The 18,216-nt window shown below is 47.7% G+C and carries 19 protein-coding genes; 11 read left to right on the top strand and 8 right to left on the bottom strand.

The annotated features are described in order from the left end of the window. Positions 1–52: 52 nt before the first annotated feature. Positions 53–439: a DUF393 domain-containing protein gene (locus KJB05_RS28130; RefSeq protein WP_020195059.1), complete on the bottom strand. Its 387-nt coding sequence runs from the start codon at positions 437–439 to the stop codon at positions 53–55. A gap of 41 nt (positions 440–480) precedes the next feature. Further along, a complete protein-coding gene (locus KJB05_RS28125; RefSeq protein WP_208444552.1) occupies positions 481–1,254 on the bottom strand; it encodes a DUF4344 domain-containing metallopeptidase in 774 nt (257 codons plus the stop codon). Positions 1,255–1,452: 198 nt separating this feature from the next. On the opposite strand from KJB05_RS28125, the gene KJB05_RS28120 reads away from it, so the two are divergent. Then, complete coding sequence (locus KJB05_RS28120) at positions 1,453–2,085, top strand: CatB-related O-acetyltransferase (RefSeq protein WP_041059381.1); 633 nt, start codon at positions 1,453–1,455, stop codon at positions 2,083–2,085. A 561-nt stretch (positions 2,086–2,646) separates the two neighbouring features. Next, positions 2,647–3,882 (top strand): sodium/glutamate symporter, encoded by a 1,236-nt coding sequence (gltS, locus tag KJB05_RS28115; protein ID WP_005443440.1) that lies wholly within the window; start codon positions 2,647–2,649, stop codon positions 3,880–3,882. 90 nt (positions 3,883–3,972) lie between these two features. Here the strand turns inward: gltS (KJB05_RS28115) and KJB05_RS28110 are convergent, their stop codons facing one another. The 4 genes from KJB05_RS28110 to KJB05_RS28095 form a co-directional block, all read right to left on the bottom strand. Beyond that, positions 3,973–4,491, bottom strand: a complete 519-nt coding sequence (locus KJB05_RS28110) for an RNA methyltransferase (protein WP_005443438.1) — start codon at positions 4,489–4,491, stop codon at positions 3,973–3,975. Between the two features lie 202 nt (positions 4,492–4,693). Beyond that, the gene (locus KJB05_RS28105) at positions 4,694–5,524 is read right to left on the bottom strand and encodes a hypothetical protein (RefSeq protein WP_208444553.1); all 831 of its coding nucleotides are present in this window, start codon (positions 5,522–5,524) and stop codon (positions 4,694–4,696) included. Next, positions 5,524–6,381, bottom strand: coding sequence for an ABC transporter ATP-binding protein (locus KJB05_RS28100; RefSeq protein ID WP_208444554.1), 858 nt, complete (start codon positions 6,379–6,381; stop codon positions 5,524–5,526). Before KJB05_RS28100 ends, KJB05_RS28105 begins: the two co-directional genes overlap by 1 nt. Continuing rightward, positions 6,378–6,749 (bottom strand): GntR family transcriptional regulator, encoded by a 372-nt coding sequence (locus KJB05_RS28095; RefSeq protein WP_041059386.1) that lies wholly within the window; start codon positions 6,747–6,749, stop codon positions 6,378–6,380. The genes KJB05_RS28100 and KJB05_RS28095 overlap by 4 nt, the downstream gene beginning before the upstream one ends. Positions 6,750–7,197: 448 nt before the next feature. Between KJB05_RS28095 and gltS (KJB05_RS28090) the strand changes: the two genes are divergently transcribed. Further along, the gene (gene gltS / locus KJB05_RS28090; protein ID WP_005448891.1) at positions 7,198–8,424 is read left to right on the top strand and encodes a sodium/glutamate symporter; all 1,227 of its coding nucleotides are present in this window, start codon (positions 7,198–7,200) and stop codon (positions 8,422–8,424) included. Between the two features lie 282 nt (positions 8,425–8,706). Here the strand turns inward: gltS (KJB05_RS28090) and ulaG are convergent, their stop codons facing one another. Beyond that, a complete protein-coding gene (ulaG, locus tag KJB05_RS28085; protein ID WP_005448892.1) occupies positions 8,707–9,774 on the bottom strand; it encodes an L-ascorbate 6-phosphate lactonase in 1,068 nt (355 codons plus the stop codon). Between the two features lie 124 nt (positions 9,775–9,898). Further along, positions 9,899–10,654 (bottom strand): HTH-type transcriptional regulator UlaR, encoded by a 756-nt coding sequence (gene ulaR / locus KJB05_RS28080; protein ID WP_005448893.1) that lies wholly within the window; start codon positions 10,652–10,654, stop codon positions 9,899–9,901. A gap of 386 nt (positions 10,655–11,040) precedes the next feature. On the opposite strand from ulaR, the gene KJB05_RS28075 reads away from it, so the two are divergent. From KJB05_RS28075 to KJB05_RS28040, 8 genes are all read left to right on the top strand, one after another. Beyond that, complete coding sequence (locus tag KJB05_RS28075; RefSeq protein ID WP_005434683.1) at positions 11,041–12,801, top strand: PTS ascorbate-specific subunit IIBC; 1,761 nt, start codon at positions 11,041–11,043, stop codon at positions 12,799–12,801. A 123-nt stretch (positions 12,802–12,924) separates the two neighbouring features. Continuing rightward, complete coding sequence (locus KJB05_RS28070; RefSeq protein WP_208444555.1) at positions 12,925–13,401, top strand: PTS sugar transporter subunit IIA; 477 nt, start codon at positions 12,925–12,927, stop codon at positions 13,399–13,401. A 9-nt stretch (positions 13,402–13,410) separates the two neighbouring features. Further along, complete coding sequence (locus tag KJB05_RS28065; RefSeq protein WP_009696581.1) at positions 13,411–14,103, top strand: L-ribulose-5-phosphate 4-epimerase; 693 nt, start codon at positions 13,411–13,413, stop codon at positions 14,101–14,103. A 4-nt stretch (positions 14,104–14,107) separates the two neighbouring features. Then, entirely contained in the window at positions 14,108–14,929 is an 822-nt protein-coding gene (locus tag KJB05_RS28060) for a Cof-type HAD-IIB family hydrolase (RefSeq protein WP_047514535.1), read from the top strand. Positions 14,930–14,934: 5 nt separating this feature from the next. Then, complete coding sequence (locus KJB05_RS28055; RefSeq protein WP_005434690.1) at positions 14,935–15,582, top strand: 3-keto-L-gulonate-6-phosphate decarboxylase UlaD; 648 nt, start codon at positions 14,935–14,937, stop codon at positions 15,580–15,582. A gap of 8 nt (positions 15,583–15,590) precedes the next feature. Further along, positions 15,591–16,472 carry an L-ribulose-5-phosphate 3-epimerase gene (locus tag KJB05_RS28050; protein WP_005448899.1) on the top strand — a complete coding sequence of 294 codons (882 nt, stop codon included), beginning with the start codon at positions 15,591–15,593 and terminating at the stop codon, positions 16,470–16,472. 183 nt (positions 16,473–16,655) lie between these two features. Then, entirely contained in the window at positions 16,656–17,084 is a 429-nt protein-coding gene (locus KJB05_RS28045) for a hypothetical protein (protein ID WP_005434695.1), read from the top strand. A gap of 151 nt (positions 17,085–17,235) precedes the next feature. Continuing rightward, positions 17,236–18,102 carry a phage antirepressor KilAC domain protein gene (locus KJB05_RS28040; protein WP_009706731.1) on the top strand — a complete coding sequence of 289 codons (867 nt, stop codon included), beginning with the start codon at positions 17,236–17,238 and terminating at the stop codon, positions 18,100–18,102. The last annotated feature ends 114 nt before the right edge of the window (positions 18,103–18,216 follow it).

Here is an 18,216-nt window from a genome sequence, read left to right as displayed (position 1 = left end):
GGAAGTTTATAAATTTAGACTAAGGTCGTAGCATTTTTAAGCAGGATCACAATTAACGTGAACACGAACCGTTATTGCAGCGAGAAGTGCCCGTTAACCAGTAGGAGACGCGGTAGCGGTTTTTGGCAAATTTGAGGTAAAGCCAATCCGCAACAGGTTTGACAACGCGCCAACGTAGCGGTGCATACAACCAACCGCGACCGACAAGTTGCCATGCACGATGAGTCACATCCAACCCAAGCAGCAACTCTCCCTTATCGTTGAGGGCATGCAAAATGGTGTTGGCTTGCTCCGGATCGATCTGCGGATAAGCGGCGAACGCCTCGCTGTAGATATCGACGGTTTTTATTTGCTGCTTGGCATCGCGTTGTTTTAGCGCCTTCATCTCCTTGGCGCACAAGGGACAAGTGCCATCGTAAAATACGGTCAGTTTGGTCATGATTGAGCTCATTATTGGCGGTTCTTTTCCCTTTTACGCGATTATTTTTCTTTTAGTTCATTGTCTTGCAAGTAATGCAGCCAATTATCACGGATGTTGCCGTAATTGAATTGGCAGAACTCTTTGCGATCACGTAAGTAATCTTTTTCTACTTCATTGAGTAAGGCTTTGTATTGCTCTGGATCGCTGCCGTAGACCAGACACAGGGTAGAGAAGTAACGCTGCAGATCGAAACTGTGCTCATCAATGTACTCGCCAAAATCGTAGTAGTCCGGTCTGTCGTCGGATTCGAATGCGAACATGTCTGCAGCACTGATCGCCACATCGGCACCGTCATCAACGTAATCAATCAACAAAATGGTCGCGAAGTTGTCGACCGCATCTTCCTCTTTACCCAGTACCGGAATGTTTTGATCGGCAATGTAAGCGTGTCCGGCTTCGTGCAATAGTGTGTGCAGCAAAGTATCGAGCGCGCCCGTTTTCGGTGATTTACCGTAACGTTCTTGGTATTTGTTGTTGGTGAAGTAGTTGAATGATTCCAGATAGAAGGTGTAGGGAATATGGATGGTGTGAGTTTCTGGATCGTAAAGTGGACCGTCTTCGCCACCGTAGGTCAGTGTTAGTGGGTTATCAAACGGGAAGTAATCATCAGAAAGCTGGACGAAGATGTCGTTCACTTCACTGCTTTCAATCACTTGCGCAGCAAAGCGATCGTCAGCAGTTTCCGCAGGGCGGTATTCGATTTTAATGTTTTCGCTCGCAGACGCTGTGGCAGCAAACAGCAGCAGAGAGGCAAAGGCAGAGTGACTTTTCATTTTTGGAATCTTGTTATTTGTTTGGTTTGCTTGAAAATTATACATGCTTTTTATAGTGTGCGCGCTGGAGGACACATTCATGAATAATCCATTACTACTGCAACCCCGCATCCAATAGGCGTCGTTGACTGAGAACGCAGCAACAACGCCACGAGAAATCGTTCCGTGGCATACATTTACTCTATTGAGGTAATTGCCATGAAAAAACATTGGTCCAAATTTCAGTACCTGCACCAAGTGGTGCAAAACCAAAACATCCACATCAAAGGCACGCACAGTTATTACAGCGATTGTTGGGATAACGGCTTCGAAGATTCTGTCGTGCGTTATCTGCATGGTGATGAAGTCAGTAAAGCATGGCAGCCGAGGTGGGAAGTCGATCAGCTCTACATCGGTGATTACGTTTGTATCGCGGCTGAAGCGGTGATTTTGATGGGCGGCAACCATAATCACAGGACGGACTGGTTCTGTCTGTATCCGTTTCTTGATGACATTGAGCAATCTTACCAAGGCAAGGGCGATACCGTGATTGGTGATGCAGCTTGGATTGGCATGCGCGCGATGATCATGCCCGGCGTCACCATTGGGGAAGGCGCAGTGATTGCCGCTAACAGCGTCGTGACCAAAGATGTCCCACCTTACACCGTGGTGGCAGGATCTCCGGCAAAACCCGTTAAGCTTCGCTTCGAGCAAGACATCATTGATAAGCTGCTCGCCCTGCAAATCTATACGTGGGATGAAGCCAAGTTCGAGGCACTTCGCGCTTTCATCTGCAGTAATGATATTGAACAGTTGATCATTGCAGAAGCAAACTATGAAAGTGGCGAATAGCACTGAAATGAGGAAAATTTTCAGCGATATGTTATAATCTCGCTCCGTTGTAACGAGAACACTTGTTGCAAGCTTGAGAATTTCCCTGGATTCGGCTCGTTCCAAACACCATGAGTCAGAGTTTTTGAACTACGATGGGATACAAGCAAACCCAGATGTTAGAGCGCCACCACGGCGCTCTATTCGTTATGACGGGAAGGAACTTTGCTCGATAGTGATGATCACTTTCTGTTTAAGTAAGGGAGCCCGATAGCGGTTCAGAAAGTGTCACTCGGACAATACTCACAACATTATATCCATCTCCTGCAAGCAGTCATTTCTGGTTGTCTACGAAGAGGATAAGAAGGAGCTTAACAGGCTCCTTTTACATTTTAGGGCTTGCGAATAGCGCGTAAATCAGAACATCGCTTAACGACCGTCCCTTAAACTAGCCTAAGGCGCATTTAACACAACCTTTTGAGTATTTTCGAAAAAATATAGCGAGAAAATTTGCTATTGAGCGAAGGTTAAACTAACACTCAATCATTACGGAGGATGAAGAGAACAATAATAAGAGGCGATATGAATCATTTAATATCTGTAGGTGCACTGGAGTCCTTTTTGGTTGCGATCAGTGTGCTTTTCCTGGGGCATTTTATTAATGCTAAGCTACCGATCTTAAAGAAATTCAACATACCTGAGCCGATTGTGGGAGGCTTAATCGTCGCCTGCATCATTACTGCTCTTCATTTTAACGGTATCGATCTGGAATTCGATTTACCGTTGCAGAACACATTTATGCTGATGTTCTTTGCTACTGTTGGTTTAGCAGCAAACTACACTCAGTTGATGAAAGGGGGCGCGAAGGTATTCATCTTCTTAGCAGTCGCGTCGTTCTACATCATCATACAAAACGGTGTCGGTGTCTCATTAGCGGCGGCATTAGGGTTAGATCCACTGATGGGGCTTATCGCGGGTTCGATTACTCTTTCAGGTGGTCACGGCACGGGGGCGGCGTGGTCACAAACTTTCCAAGACGTTTACGGTTTGAATAACGTATTGGAAATCGCGATGGCGTCAGCAACATTCGGTTTGATCATCGGTGGTATCATCGGTAGTCCGGTTGCTCAGCGATTGATCGAAAAGAACAAGATCGAATCTGAGTATGGTCCTGGTGGCCGAGATGCCAAAACCCACGAAAAATTCCCAGAGTTGGTGACGTACAACGAATACGAAGAAGACAAAGTAACCGCGAAAAAAGTGGTTGAGAAACTGTTCTTCCTATTAATCTGTGTAACAGGTGCGAAGTACGTAGAGCAATGGGTGAGCACTTACGAGATTAAATGGCTGATGATTCCAGACTTCGTTTATGCGTTGTTCATTGGTGTTATCATCACTAACTTCTTGGAAGTGACTAAAGTTCGTAAGTTGGATACAGAAACGGTCGATATGCTAGGTACGGTATCACTGTCTCTATTCTTAGCAATGGCATTGATGAGCCTAAAACTGTGGAACATTTTCGACCTAGCAATCCCATTCTTGGTGATTCTGGGCGTGCAGTCGGTGATTCTGGCTATCTTCACCTATTACGTAACGTTCAAGGTGATGGGTAGCAACTATGATGCTGCGGTTATCTCCGGTGGTCACTGTGGTTTTGGTTTGGGTGCAACCCCAACGGCGGTAATGAACATGGGTTCAATCGTTAACCGCTTTGGTCCGTCACCACAAGCATTCATGGTTGTGCCGATTGTAGGTGCCTTCTTCATCGACATCGTTAACTTGATCATTCTACAAGGTTACATTTCGTTCCTTGGCTAGATAGATTAAGACGCCAAATAAAACAAAAGGTCACAGTATTGCTGTGACCTTTTTTGTATCTGGCGTTCTCCAACGAGTAGCTGCGTCTGTCTATACGCACGCTTTCATTTTCAAGCGGTTCTTGTTGTCGCGATTAGCAAGAACTTGCTGGTGGTCATCAATTGTCCCCAGTGTTTTCGCCATGCGATCGTAAAGCACAACGTTCACCGTCGCGGCTAGGTTCATACAACCGTGAGTCGGGACGTACACCACGTGATGTGCCTTATCGATCATCTCTTGCGGCAGTGAACCGTCCTCCGGTCCAAACACATAAATCGCGTTCTCTGGGTGAGTGAATTGCGGCAGTGCTGTTGCACCGACCACTAACTCAACACAAACAATTTCCACATCGTCGGCAACATTAGCAGTGAGGTCTTCCATCTCCACTAATTGAATACGTTCTTGTGAGTTCTGGGTGTCGGTCTGGAACTTTACTGCGCGGCTGTAGCGTGTGCCGTTGTAACGAACTTGCGCAGCGTCGTAGCAGCCTGCGGCTCGTAATACAGCGCCAACGTTGGTCGGACTCTTTGGGTTGTACAGTCCAATAATGGCTGTTGGCTTGGTGGTCATGGTTGGTGTTCTGCTTTTCAAAAATTCTAGATAACAGCGCTGAGCGCATTAAGCGGGGGATTATGAACTTAACCACGCCGAAGCGCTATTGCTATAGGGTGATTATTTTTGCGTTGGAGCAAACAGAGTGAAGATTGATGGTGCTAAAAATGAAAAAAGCGAGGACAGTACCTCGCTTTTTGTGTGGTTTCGCTTGTGCTTGTTAGTTCACGGTGCGGCTGAACTTGATGCTAGCCGTCCAAGCAAGCACACCAATGAAAGCGTAAACCCCAACGTTCATCCAACCTGCATCTGGAATCGCGCTGAACGGGTTTGGCGCAAGAATCGCGTGCAGTGGTAGATAGAAAATTGCCGAGAAGAAATCATCCAGACCATAGAAGTTGAACATCGCAATCGGCATCCAGCGCAGCGCGTAAATACCAATCAAGATCACCAACAGTGGTGAGTTCACTTTCTGTGAGATTGCCATTGCAGCCAGTGCGAGCGGCAATAACAACACGCCTGCCACTACCATTCGAAGCAAGAATTCAATCCAATTCAGCAGCACGAAGCCCAATGATGCTTGGCGATACAATAACGCCAGCTGGTGGTCGGTTGAAACATTCAACATCCACAGCATAAAGTCGGCAGCGAAAACCAATACCGAACACACCAATGGAATCACCAATAAACCAAACGTCAGCTTCACCAGATGGGTTTTCACGTCACTGACAGGCATACTGCGCCAAAACATGATACTGCCCTCTGAGCGCTCTTTACGCAGCGTTCTCGGGAAGTATTGAGTGCCAAGCAGGATAGACAACAAACCAATGCCACCGGTGATCAGCATGTTGACGTCATCGCCGAGCTCTTTGTGGATGTCACTGACATCACCGCCAAAGCTCATTTGGAAGAACATATTGTGTTGCAGTGTCGAGCTACTCATCAAGCTGACAAACAGCAGCACGCCACAGGCAAACATAAACAACGGCACGCGCGTAACCAACGGGTTCTCTAGCCACTCTTTACGCAACATCGCGATAATCGATTTCATTATGCTGCCTCCTTCTGCAATGCTAAGAACAGATCCGCAAGCTTGACGCCATACACATCACCTAGCCCAGCAACTTGCTCTGCGTATTGTGACGACAGCAACCATTTAGTCGTGCCTAAGCCTTTTTGCGATGACAGTGGTTTCAGCGCTTCGATTTGTGCGCGATGCTCATCACTGGCATCGAGAATGAAGTAAGCTTCGCTGATGCTGTCCATTGAAGTTTGCAGAACAGGTCGACCGTGTTTAAGGACCAGCACGTCCGTCAGTAGGTGTTCGATTTCCGATACTTCATGGCTCGCTATGATCAGCACACGCTCGCCATCGTGGAACCATTCCAGCAAGTGACGGTAGAATGTATCGCGATAAACCAAATCCAAACCAAGCGTTGGCTCGTCTAGAATCAGAATCTGCGTATTGGTCGCGATGACGACAGCCAAGTGCAATTGTACCTTCATGCCCTTCGATAGGGATTTGATACGTGCACGCGGCTTAATGTCGGTTTGACGAAGCATGCTATCGGCTTTGCTGCGATTAAAACCTGGGTGTACGCCCTCGGTGTAATCGAGCAGCTGAGCAACCGTCATCCAGTTTGGTAGAACGTTCACATCTGAGATGTAAGACAAGCTCTGCATGATTTTGTCGCGTTGCATGATTGGCTCAAAGCCGTTGATGCGAATGGTGCCCTGATATTCGTGTGCACCGAGTAGGGCGTTAATGAGAGTCGATTTACCCGCACCGTTATGACCTAGCAAGCCAAGCACTTGACCCGCTTGTAGATCAAAGCTCACGTCATGCAGTGCTTCACCCTGCTGACGATATTGCTTGGAGACGTGTTTTACACTGACTAATGCGCTCATTGGTCACCTTCAATATGTGTTTGGATTTGTTGGATAAATTCATCAAGTGACATATCCAGACGTTGTAGTGTGCCGGCGATCTGCGGAATTTGTTGTTCAAGGAAACGGGCTTTTTCATCAGCAAGCAGCTGTTTTTTTGCACCTTGGGCGACAAACATGCCTTGCCCACGTTTCTTCTCAATCAATCCTTCATCAACCAATAATTGATAGCCCTTCATGACCGTCAGGTGGTTGATCTTCATATCCGCAGAGACACTGCGTACCGAAGGCAAAGCTTCGCCCTCTTGCCAGATGCCTTGCAATATTTGCTGGGTGATCTGGTCAGCCAACTGACGGAAAATCGGTTGGCGATCATGCCAATGCGTCATGATTGGTTTCCTTGGCTGAGTTGGTGTTATATATATGTATAACACCTTGGCGATGGGATAGAAAGCGCCAATCTTCTTGCGGTGTTTTCTCAATCACTTTTGTCGAGGAAAATTCGACAAAGTTTGCACCAGAGTTTCACGCAAAATTTGCACGCAATCGCATACGTTTTTTGCCTTCAAAAACTGGTAAAAAATTGTTCACTTCTCATAAGTTGAGAAGAGCGAAAAAAACGAGAAAATTGCGCCACAAAACTTGGTGAAAAAGTGTGTTTTTTCATTGAGTGAGAATTGGGTGAATATCCGAGTTATTGCTTTCTTATTTAATGAGAATTTAGTGGGTTTGGACCCTAGAAAACCACACGTTCAGTAGGCACTCTGACCTGCCTAAATACCGCTCAACCTGCGAGTTGTTACTCAAAGGATGAGAAAAAGGAGGCAAAGAGGTTTTATGAATCAGGTCATTTCTGTCGGTCCACAAGAGTCGTTTCTCGTCGCTATTTGTGTGTTGTTCTTGGGACAATTCGTTAACGCTAAATTACCGATCTTAAAGAAATTCAATATTCCCGAGCCAATCGTGGGTGGTTTGATTGTCGCTTGTGCGATCACCGCGATGCATTTCAATGGCGTGGATTTAGTTTTCGATTTACCGCTGCAAAACACTTTCATGTTGATGTTCTTCGCTACCGTTGGCTTGGCAGCGAACTACACCCAATTGATTAAAGGCGGCGCTAAGGTGTTTATCTTCTTAGCCGTGGCATCGGTGTACATTCTTATTCAAAACGCGGTCGGTGTCTCTTTGGCAACCGCGCTTGGCTTAGACCCGCTAATGGGCTTGATTGCAGGTTCGATTACGCTGTCTGGCGGTCACGGTACGGGCGCAGCATGGTCGCAAACCTTCCAAGATATGTACGGCTTGCACAACGTTTTAGAAGTGGCAATGGCATCCGCTACCTTTGGATTGGTGATTGGTGGCATCATCGGCAGTCCTGTGGCGCAGCGTTTAATAGATAAGCACAACCTTGAATCTGAATATGGACGCACCAACCAAACTCACGAACGTTTCCCTGAATTGGTGACCTACAACGAGCACGAAGAAGACCGAGTGACCGCGAAGAAAGTGGTCGAAAGCTTGTCGATCATCCTGCTGTGTGTCACTGGTGCTGGCTACTTAGAAGGTTGGGTGAGCAGCTTTGGCATCAAATGGTTGATGATTCCGGACTTTGTTTACGCGCTGTTTATCGGTGTGGTGATCACCAACATCATGGAAGTGACCAAAGTACGCAAAGTGGATGTTGAGACGGTCGATATTCTTGGTACGGTTTCGCTGTCTCTGTTCCTAGCGATGGCACTAATGAGCCTAAAACTGTGGAACATCTTCGACTTAGCAATCCCGTTCCTCATCATCCTAGCGGTGCAATCGGTGATTCTGGCAGTCTTCGCGTACTACGTAACGTTCCGTGTGATGGGCAGCAACTACGATGCAGCAGTTATCGCAAGTGGTCACTGTGGCTTTGGTCTGGGCGCAACCCCAACGGCAGTCATGAACATGGGCTCTATCGTTAACCGCTTCGGTCCATCACCACAAGCCTTTATGGTGGTGCCTATTGTTGGCGCGTTCTTTATCGACATCGTCAACCTAGTGATTCTGCAAGGCTGTATTTCATTTATTAAGTAATCAGTCTCGCGCCACAAAACAAAAGCCAGTCCTGAGAGACTGGCTTTTTTGATCGGCTTAGAGCAATAGGCATCAACAATTTAGATTACTGGAATGAGCCATGTCCTTTAAATTTATCAATGACTAATATTCGGTTTGTTGAGGACGTTACTGATGTGAAATCGTCGGACATTTATCATCAGTAATTTCCTTTTCTCCTTATAAGACTCTAGCTAATTGCCCGTCGCATCCATCATCGCGACGGGCTTTTTTTATTCCTGCCAAACGGACGTTGCGACGGAATTACAAGAACGCTTTGTATGGCAGTTCTGGTTCGTTTTTGAAGATGTCGCTAAAGCCACGGAAGTGTTGGTAGTGCATGCGACCTTTATCGGTTGGGAAGGTGTATTTGCCCCCAACTTGCCAGAAGAACGGTGCGAACTTGTATTGCAGACGGTCTTTCTTCATGTTCCACAACACTTCGATTTCGCGTGGGTCGTTTTGGAAGTTCGCCCAAATATCGTGGTGGAATGGCATCACGACATCACAATTCAACGATTCTGCTGCGCGTAGGATGTCAGAAGACGTCATCTTGTCAGTCACGCCGCGAGGGTTCTCACCGAATGACAACAGTGCCACGTCGATTTGGTATTCGTTGCCGTGCGCTGCGTAGTAGTTCGAGTAGTGTGAATCACCAGAGTGGTAAACTGAGCCGCCTGAAGTTTCAATCAGGTAGTTCACCGCGCGTTTGTCCATGCCGTCGAGGATTTCTTTATCGTAAGATGAAGTCCCCTCTGGCAGCGTGACAAGTGCAGTACGGTCGAATGAATCCAGTACGCGGATCTTCATGTCGCCGACTTCAAGCACATCGCCCACTTTTGCGACCACACAACGCTCTTCTGGCACGCCCCAGCCCATCCATAAATCGACACACGCCTGTGGACCGATGAACTTCACGTGGTCACCACAGTTTTGTAGTACCGCTGCCGCGACGTTAACGTCGATATGGTCTGCGTGGTCATGGGATGCCATCACAGCGTCGATTTCTTTGATAGCAAATGGGTCAAGCGGGAAGATGGCAGTACGTAGGTTTGGTTGCAGCGCTTCGACTCCGCCCATACGCATCATTTGGTGCTGGTTCTTCATGAAGGCGTTCTTTTGCGTCTTTTTGCCCGTACCACACCAGAAGTCGATAGAGATGTTGGTGTTGCCCTCACTCTTCAACCAGATACCTGTACAACCTAGCCACCACATCGAGAATGTATTTGGTTCTACCACCGTATTTTCGATCTCTTCGTTTAACCAGGTACCCCACTCAGGGAATGTATTTAGGATCCAAGATTCACGAGTGATTTCATTTACTTTACTCATAGCAACACCTTTTTGTTTCACAATTTTTATTAAATTTGGGATGTAGGGAGCCGAGCGCCTTAATTTGTGGTTAAGGCACTGAGCTGAATTATTTTTATTTATTGGAGAAAGAGGCTAGGGCGCGTTAGACCAGAATGACCTGTGTTCCTTTCGCTTCTATCGCTTTGATGACCTCTGGGTTGGCGTTTTTGCCAGTGATCAGAATGTCGATTTTCTCGGTAGGACAGAACAACATGCCCGTTCTGTGACCCACTTTGGAGCTGTCTACCACGACGACGAGCTTGTCGATTTGCTCAAGCATTTGCTGCTCAGCCACCGCGGTTAACATGTCAGCTTTGTAGAGTCCGGCTTCGGTTAACCCTTTACCCGAGGTGAACATCCAATTACCTGCGTAACTGCCAAGCGAATTGGGCGCCGGATTTAAGAACAGTTTTTGTGAACGGTTGTATTGACCGCCAATGATGATCACATCGTCATGGTCTTCATTGATCAGGTAGCTTGCCAATGGGAAGTAGTTGGTGACGATCTGCACGTCTTGCCCACACAACTTCTGCCCTAGTAGGAAAGCGGTCGAACCGCAGTTGATGACCACGCTATCGCCAGGCTGACAAAGCTCAGCGGCTTGCATCGCAATCAAGGATTTTTCTTCGTAATGCTCAGTGCTGTTGATGTTCAGCGGTGACCATTTTTTCTTTTCTGCTTCGACGCGTTCTGCGCCGTTGCGTACTTTGCGTAGTTTGCCTAGCTCATCCAGCTTAGAGATATCACGGCGAGCCGTAGCTGGAGAGACGTTAAAGCTCTCAATAATGTGTGAGACGTTAATCGTCTGATTTTCTTCTAATAAAGACAGAATGCCATTGTGTCTTTGTACTTCATTCATACCCATCACCCTATTTGATTCAAATTCACCGAAATGTGTATCTAGTGATTATTTGGTGATTACTTGTGATTTGTTTTGATTCTATTAATCACGCTCTTGATTGTCAAATTCAAGACTGATGAAAATCTGAACTTCATCACAAGAATTTATAAGTTGTTGTATTTATTGGTAATTTAATTTTTGTGTGTGATCCGCTTACCATTTGTAGGGTTTTTTGGAGGGCAAAATTGATAAATATCAAAATAATCACAAATGAGCATTGCGTGATTACTTTTGATTGTTAGAGTTTGTTTCGTGAGCAAAAACTGAGTAGATTCTACGACATCAGATGGAATCACTCTGACCTACATACGATTACAAATAAAAAACACTCTAGGGGTAAAGATATGGAGTTCTTGTACGACATCTTCTATATTTTTTACAGCCAAGTTATGACCAAAGCCCCACTACTACTGGGTTTGGTAACATGCATTGGCTATTGGTTGCTGAGAAGAGACGCCACCACCATCATTAAAGGTTCCATCAAAACGATCGTGGGTTTCATGCTGGTTCAAGTGGGTGCAGGCACCCTAGTTGCTGGCTTCAAACCTGTGATTTCCAAACTTTCTGAATACCACGGGCTAACCGGCTCGGTCATTGACCCTTACACCTCCATGATGTCTACCATGGAAGCGATGGGCGATAACTACTCTTGGGTGGGTTACGCCGTTCTATTGGCATTAGGTATTAACATCCTCTTGGTACTGTTCCGCCGTTACACGGGTATCCGCACCATCATGCTGACTGGTCACATCATGTTCCAGCAAGCGGGTCTGATCGCCGTGTTCTACTTTGTGCTTGGCGCAAGCATGTGGGAAACCATCATTTACTCTGCGGTGTTAATGGCGCTGTACTGGGGTATCTCCTCCAACATTATGTTCAAGCCAACCGAAGAAGTCACTGGCGGGGCGGGTTTCTCAATTGGTCACCAACAACAGGTCGCGTCTTGGATTGCAACAAAAGTAGCGCCAAAACTGGGTGATAAGAACGACAGCGTTGACCACCTAGAACTGCCTAAATGGCTACACATCTTCCACGATAGCATCGCAGCAACGGCGATCGTGATGACGGTGTTCTTCGGCATCATTCTGCTTTCATTCGGTCTTGATAACCTTCAAGAAATGGCGGGCACCACACACTGGACTATCTACATCTTAGAAACGGGTCTGAAATTCGCTGTAGCGATTCAGGTGATTGTTGCCGGTGTACGTATGTTCGTTGCTGAGCTGTCTGAAGCGTTCAAAGGCATCTCTGAGCGCGTGATTCCAAATGCGGTATTGGCGATTGACTGTGCGGCTATCTACGCATTCTCTCCAAACGCAATGGTATTTGGTTTCATGTGGGGTGCGCTTGGTCAGTTCGCTGCTGTATTGGCGATGTTGGCATTCGATGCGCCAATCATGATCATCCCTGGCTTCATTCCAATGTTCTTCTCTAACGCGACCATCGGCGTATTTGCTAACCACTTCGGTGGCTGGAAAGCGGTGATGAAGATCTGTTTCGTGATGGGCATCATCGAGGTACTAGGTTCTGCTTGGGCTATCCACCTATTTAGCCAACACGGCACAGAATTCAACGGTTGGATGGGCATGGCGGACTGGGCGCTTGTATTCCCACCAATCATGCAAGGTCTGTCTGCATCGAAAATGTTCTTCTTCGTTCTTGTTGGTCTGTCTCTGGTTTACATGTTCTTCGCTTCTCGCAAGCTACGTGCTGAAGAAGACGCGCAAGGCACAGTAGAAATCAGTGAAGAGCCAGAAGTGATTGAAGCGGTAGAGCAAGCAATCAAAGCGAGCGACGGTCTGCGCCCAGTAAGCATCCTAGCAGTATGTGGTAACGGTCAAGGTTCATCGATGATGATGAAAATGAAGATCGGCAAATACCTAGAGAAGAAAGGCATTCCTCACGTGATGGACTCATGCGCAGTGTCGGACTACAAGTCGAAGCTTGCGAGCACAGACATCATCGTATCGTCGAAGCACCTGTCTGCGGAGATGGAACCAGGCGAAGGCAAGTTTGTACTCGGGGTGCAAAACATGCTTAACCCTAACTCCTTCGGGGACGAGCTACTCGACATCATCAATAAAAACTTTGTACCAGCAAAATAAAAAAGCATGACCAAATACTTTTCTTAATGAAGAGATAAGAAACCAATAACAAACAGCGGATAACAACAGTGGTGCCGGGCTTCGGAAAGCCAAAGTCACGGCACCCAAACTGGAGATAGAACAATGGGATTAAAACAATCACTGATCGACAACAACTCAATCAAACTGCAAGCAAAAGCGTCTAACTGGCGTGAAGCCATCAAGATTGGTACGGACATGTTGATTGCCTCTGGTGCGATTCAGCCTTCTTACCACGATGCCATCATCAGCAGCGTGGAAGAGTTGGGTCCTTACATCTGCATCGCGCCTAACTTAGCACTGCCACACGCACGACCAGAAAACGGCGTAATTCGTACTGCTTTCGCACTGGTTACGCTAGAAGAGCCAATCTACTTTGAAGGCGAAGACGAGCCAGTTGATGTGTTGATCACGCTAGCGGGCAGCTCTTCAGACGAGCACATGGAAGGTCTGATGGAAGTGACCCATGTGTTGGATGATGAAGACAGCGAAACGGGCGTGGATTTGGACAAGCTTCGTCGTTGCCGCAGCAAAACCGATGTATTCAACGTGATTGATGAAGCTTTGGCTGTCACCGCCTAAGGAGAAATCATGTACAGCGAACTGAAACAACGTGTGCTCGAAGCCAACCTCAAACTGCCAAAATACGGCTTGGTGACCTTCACTTGGGGCAACGTGTCTGAGATTGACCGCGAGCGCGGCGTGATTGCGATTAAACCATCAGGGGTGGAATACGATGGCATGCGCGCTGAGCACATTGTGGTGGTCGACTTAGATGGCAATGTGGTGGAAGGCAACATGAATCCATCCAGCGATACCGCGACCCACATTGAGATCTATAAAGCGTTCCCACAAGTGGGCGGCGTGGTGCACACCCACTCACGCAGCGCAACGATTTGGGCACAAGCAGGGATTGATATTCCGGCGCTGGGTACGACTCATGCCGACTACTTCTACGGTGACATCCCGTGCACTCGTAAGCTCTCACAACGTGAAATTGCCGAAGAGTACGAGAAGAACACCGGCTTAGTGATCGTGGAAGAGTTTCGTCAACGTCGCATCGACCCAATGGCTGTGCCAAGCGTGATTGTGGCAGGGCATGCGCCTTTCTCTTGGGGAACCAACGCCGATGATGCCGTGCACAACGCAGTGGTATTGGAAGAGATCTCCGCCATGGCATTAGCAACACGTTCACTCAACAGCGGCATCAAGATCCAGCCTGAGCTTTCAGACAAACACTACCTGCGTAAGCATGGTGAAAACGCCTACTACGGGCAGAGGTAACGACATGTACAAAGTGCTTGCTTTAGATTTAGACGGAACTGTCCTCACCGATGACCACAGCATTCACCCAGAGGTGAAAAAAGCGATTCAAGAAGCGCAGCAGAAGTGTCACGTGGTGATTGTCACCGGACGCCATCACACTGCGGCACGCCCGTATTACGATGAGTTGGGTCTTACCACGCCTATCATCTGCTGCAACGGCACTTATGTTTATGACTACCACAACGACCGAGTGCTCAAGCACAACTCCATTGATAAGGAAGACGCGCTGACGTTCATCGCCTTGGCGAAGGAGTTTCAGGTCAAGATGGTGATGTACGTAACCGATGCCATGACGTACTCAAACTACAACCCAATTCACTACATGGAAGCGTTGGAAAAGTGGGCGAAAACCGCGCCTGAGCACCTTCAACCGAAGATCTACAAAATCGACTCGTTCAGCGAAGAAGTGCGCAATACCGAGTTCGTGTGGAAATTTGTGGTGGAAGGCTTACCAAGCTCGGTAGAACGCTTGATTGAAAAACCATGGGTGAAAGAGAAATTTAACGGCGAACGCTCGTGGTCGAATCGCATCGACTTCGCAGCAAAAGGCAACAGCAAAGGCTTAAGACTGGCGGAATACGTTTCTGAGCTGGGTTATCACCCGAATCATGTCATTGCCGTGGGCGATAACCACAATGATATTTCCATGCTCCGTTACGCCGGATTAGGCGTTGCCATGAATAACGCAGACGAGACGGTACGTTCTAGCGCCCGTTTGGTATGCGAAACCGATAACAATAACGACGGCTTAGCTCGTCTGATACGTGAAAAAATTCAAGGATAAGCATCATGACCAAACCAATGATTCAAATCGCTCTAGACCAAACTAACCTAACTGACGCCGTGGCGGTTGCAAGCAATGTACACAGCTATGTTGATGTGATTGAAGTAGGCACCATTCTCGCGTTCGCAGAAGGGATGAATGCGGTCTCAACACTGCGTAAGAACCACCCGGACCACATTCTGGTGTGCGATATGAAGACCACTGACGGCGGCGCGATTTTGTCTCGCATGGCGTTTGAAGCGGGCGCTGACTGGATTACGGTTTCAGCCGCAGCGCACATTGCGACCATCGAAGCGTGTAAGAAAGTCGCGGATGAGTTTAGTGGCGAAATCCAAATCGAAATCTACGGCAACTGGACGATGGAAGATGCGCAAGCGTGGGTGGATCTCGGCATCACTCAAGCGATTTACCACCGTTCTCGCGATGCAGAGTTGGCAGGGATTGGCTGGACAGATGCTGACATCAGCAAGATGCGTCAACTCTCTGAGCTGGGTATCGAGCTATCTATCACGGGCGGTATCGTGCCAGAGGATATCTACCTGTTTGAAGGCATCAAAGCGAAAACCTTTATCGCAGGTCGTGCATTGGCGGGTGACAAAGGGCAAGAGACCGCAGAAGCACTGAAAGCGCAAATCGACCGTTACTGGAACTAGGGGGCGACATGTATCAGAACCTACAACGTCATCGTGTTGGCTTGTATGAGAAAGCGTTGCCGAACGAGTTGAGTTGGGAAGAAAAGCTCAGTGTGACCAAAGAGTTGGGCTTCGACTTTCTTGAGATATCGGTGGACGAATCAGACGAACGCCGCAGCCGCTTAGATTGGGACGACGAGACGATTTATGCCCTGCGTCACCAGTGTGAACGCTACGGCATGCCATTGCAGTCAATGTGTTTGAGCGCGCACCGCAAGTTCCCGTTTGGCTCGGCTGATCCGAAGATCCGAGAGCAAGCCGTGCTGCACATGGAAAAGGCGATCGCATTGGCGTACAAACTTGGCGTCCGTACCATTCAATTAGCTGGCTACGATGTGTATTACGAGCCAGCAAACCGTGCCACGCATTTGCGCTTTATTGAAGGAATGAAGGAAGCGGCGAAACTGGCAGAGCGCGCAGGTGTGATGCTTGCTGTTGAAATCATGGACACCGATTACCTCAATTCATTGAGTAAGTTCGAGGTGCTAAATCGCGAAGTGAATTCGCCGTATTTCACCGCTTATCCAGACGTGGGCAATATCTCGGGTTGGAACTATGACGTGTGTACTGAGCTGAAATTGAGTAAGCCACACATTACCCAAATCCACCTTAAAGACACCTATCGTGTGACGCCGGAATACAAAGGTCAGTTCCGCGATCTCGTGATTGGCGATGGTGAAGTGAACTTCGATGCCATCTTCCGCACACTCAAAGAGACAGACTGCGTCGTGCCACTGGTGATTGAGATGTGGGCGCACGATGAACATTGGCGTGCGCACATTCAAACCGCCCAACAGCGCTTAAATCAAGCGTGTGATCATGCGGAATTACCAAGGTTGTTTGCCGCATAATTCTTTCTGGGTCGTATAGACACTTACATGCTCCGGTGCTCGTTATTGGGCACCGTTTTCCCATCGTGGGAACGTGCAGTTTTTAACCCTCGTGAAAACTGCACTCTTTCGTTTCATTGGTTGACTTACCATCAGGGTTGGCGCAAAGTTGCGCTTTGTCGTTATGAAACCCCGCTAATCTGAATGAAATTACTCCATCTGCAACTTTTCTGGTACGAAAAACATCACACCCTATTGGAGATGGAAGACCTGCCAATTCTCACCCCAGCGCAAGAGCAAGAACTGCGTGAGTGGGCGAAAACACGCCGCAAAATCCTCAGCTACGAAGTGCATCAACAGCCTTGGGTAAAAGTGAACGTAGACGGTTTCTCGTCGATTTTAGAGCTCAAACCAAATGGTACGTTGGTGGAAAAAGACTTGTTCAGCGAGCGTGGTTTGCAGGGGTTATGGAAGGTCAGCGACGGCTTCTTGTTTATCAAAGTCATCAGCGGTGAATTCATCGTCGAATACCAAATTGTTGGTCATACCGAAAACAATGTGCACAGTGGTATCGAGTACATCAACGGCAAAATCAGCACCTACAGCAAATTTGCCAAACTCGCGAATAATTAAGCCGATTCAATTCGATGTAGAGAAAGGAGCCAAAGTGCTCCTTTTTTGTTGTGGATAGAAAATCCCAACTATTCTTACTTCAAGCAATGAAATCAATGCGTTAATATCCAAGTCATTACCTTATTTCAAACAGTAGCAGGAGGCATGAATCGTGTCTGAAAAAATATCGACGTCGGCGCTGGCAAAAATGCGTCAGATAGAAGCCAAGCTGCTGTTTGCTGATCTGAAACGCGCAGGCTACATCGTTCGCCAAGACGAGAAATGGATTTTGACCGAAGAGGGCGCCAAGTTCGGCGGTGAGTATGTCGATCATCCCAAATTCGGGCAGTTCATTGTTTGGCCGACCAACTTGCACATCGAGCTTGCCGCAACGTCTGGCAAAACCTACAGCGCAACCCAGTTAGGTGAGAAGCTTAAGCTCAACGCCAAGCGCATGAACCAGCTGTTAAGTGAATTAGGCTGGATCAGTAAATCCGAAGAGGGTTGGAGCTTAACTGAAGCCGGAATCCGCGCTGGTGGCCAGCAGAGAACCGATAAAGAGTCGCAGAATACCTTTGTTGTGTGGCACGACGTAGTGCTGCGTAACAAGCGGCTCAAGCAGTCTGTGATTGAGTTTTTAGGACAAGATGCCGAGTCCCATTCCACAGATAAGTCGTTTTCTAGTTTTCGCCAGAAGTTTGAAGCTAAGCACCGTACTTTAGACGGGCATTATGTTCGTTCTAAAGGAGAACTGCTTATCGATAACTGGCTGTATTTGGCTGGTGTGGTGCACGCTTATGAGCGCCAACTGCCGATCGACCAAGACGTGACAAGCGATTTCTACCTTCCGGGTGGCAAAGTCTATCTGCAGTTTTGGGGCAGTGACACCGGCGAGATGTTAGAAGCGGAACGAGAGAAGATTCGTGCGGTGTACGAGCAGCATAACTTCAACCTCATTGAGGTCGAACCGAGTGAGTTAGATAAACTCGATGAGGTATTGCCAAAACGTCTGCGCCAGTTTGGTATTCAAGCTTATTAGACGCCTCGCTAACGGTTGTTTAAATTCCTAAGCTTTCCCGTCTTTAAAAACGAAAAAACCCGTGATGACTCACGGGTTTTGTGTATTCAGCGTTTATCTTTGGTTGTTACCCGA

Origin of the sequence: Vibrio sp. B1ASS3, assembly GCF_905175355.1 — a bacterium.
Taxonomy (GTDB): Bacteria; Pseudomonadota; Gammaproteobacteria; order Enterobacterales; family Vibrionaceae; genus Vibrio; species Vibrio owensii.
Note: the sequence above shows the minus strand (reverse complement) of the source record. Positions and strands in the feature narration are given on the sequence as shown.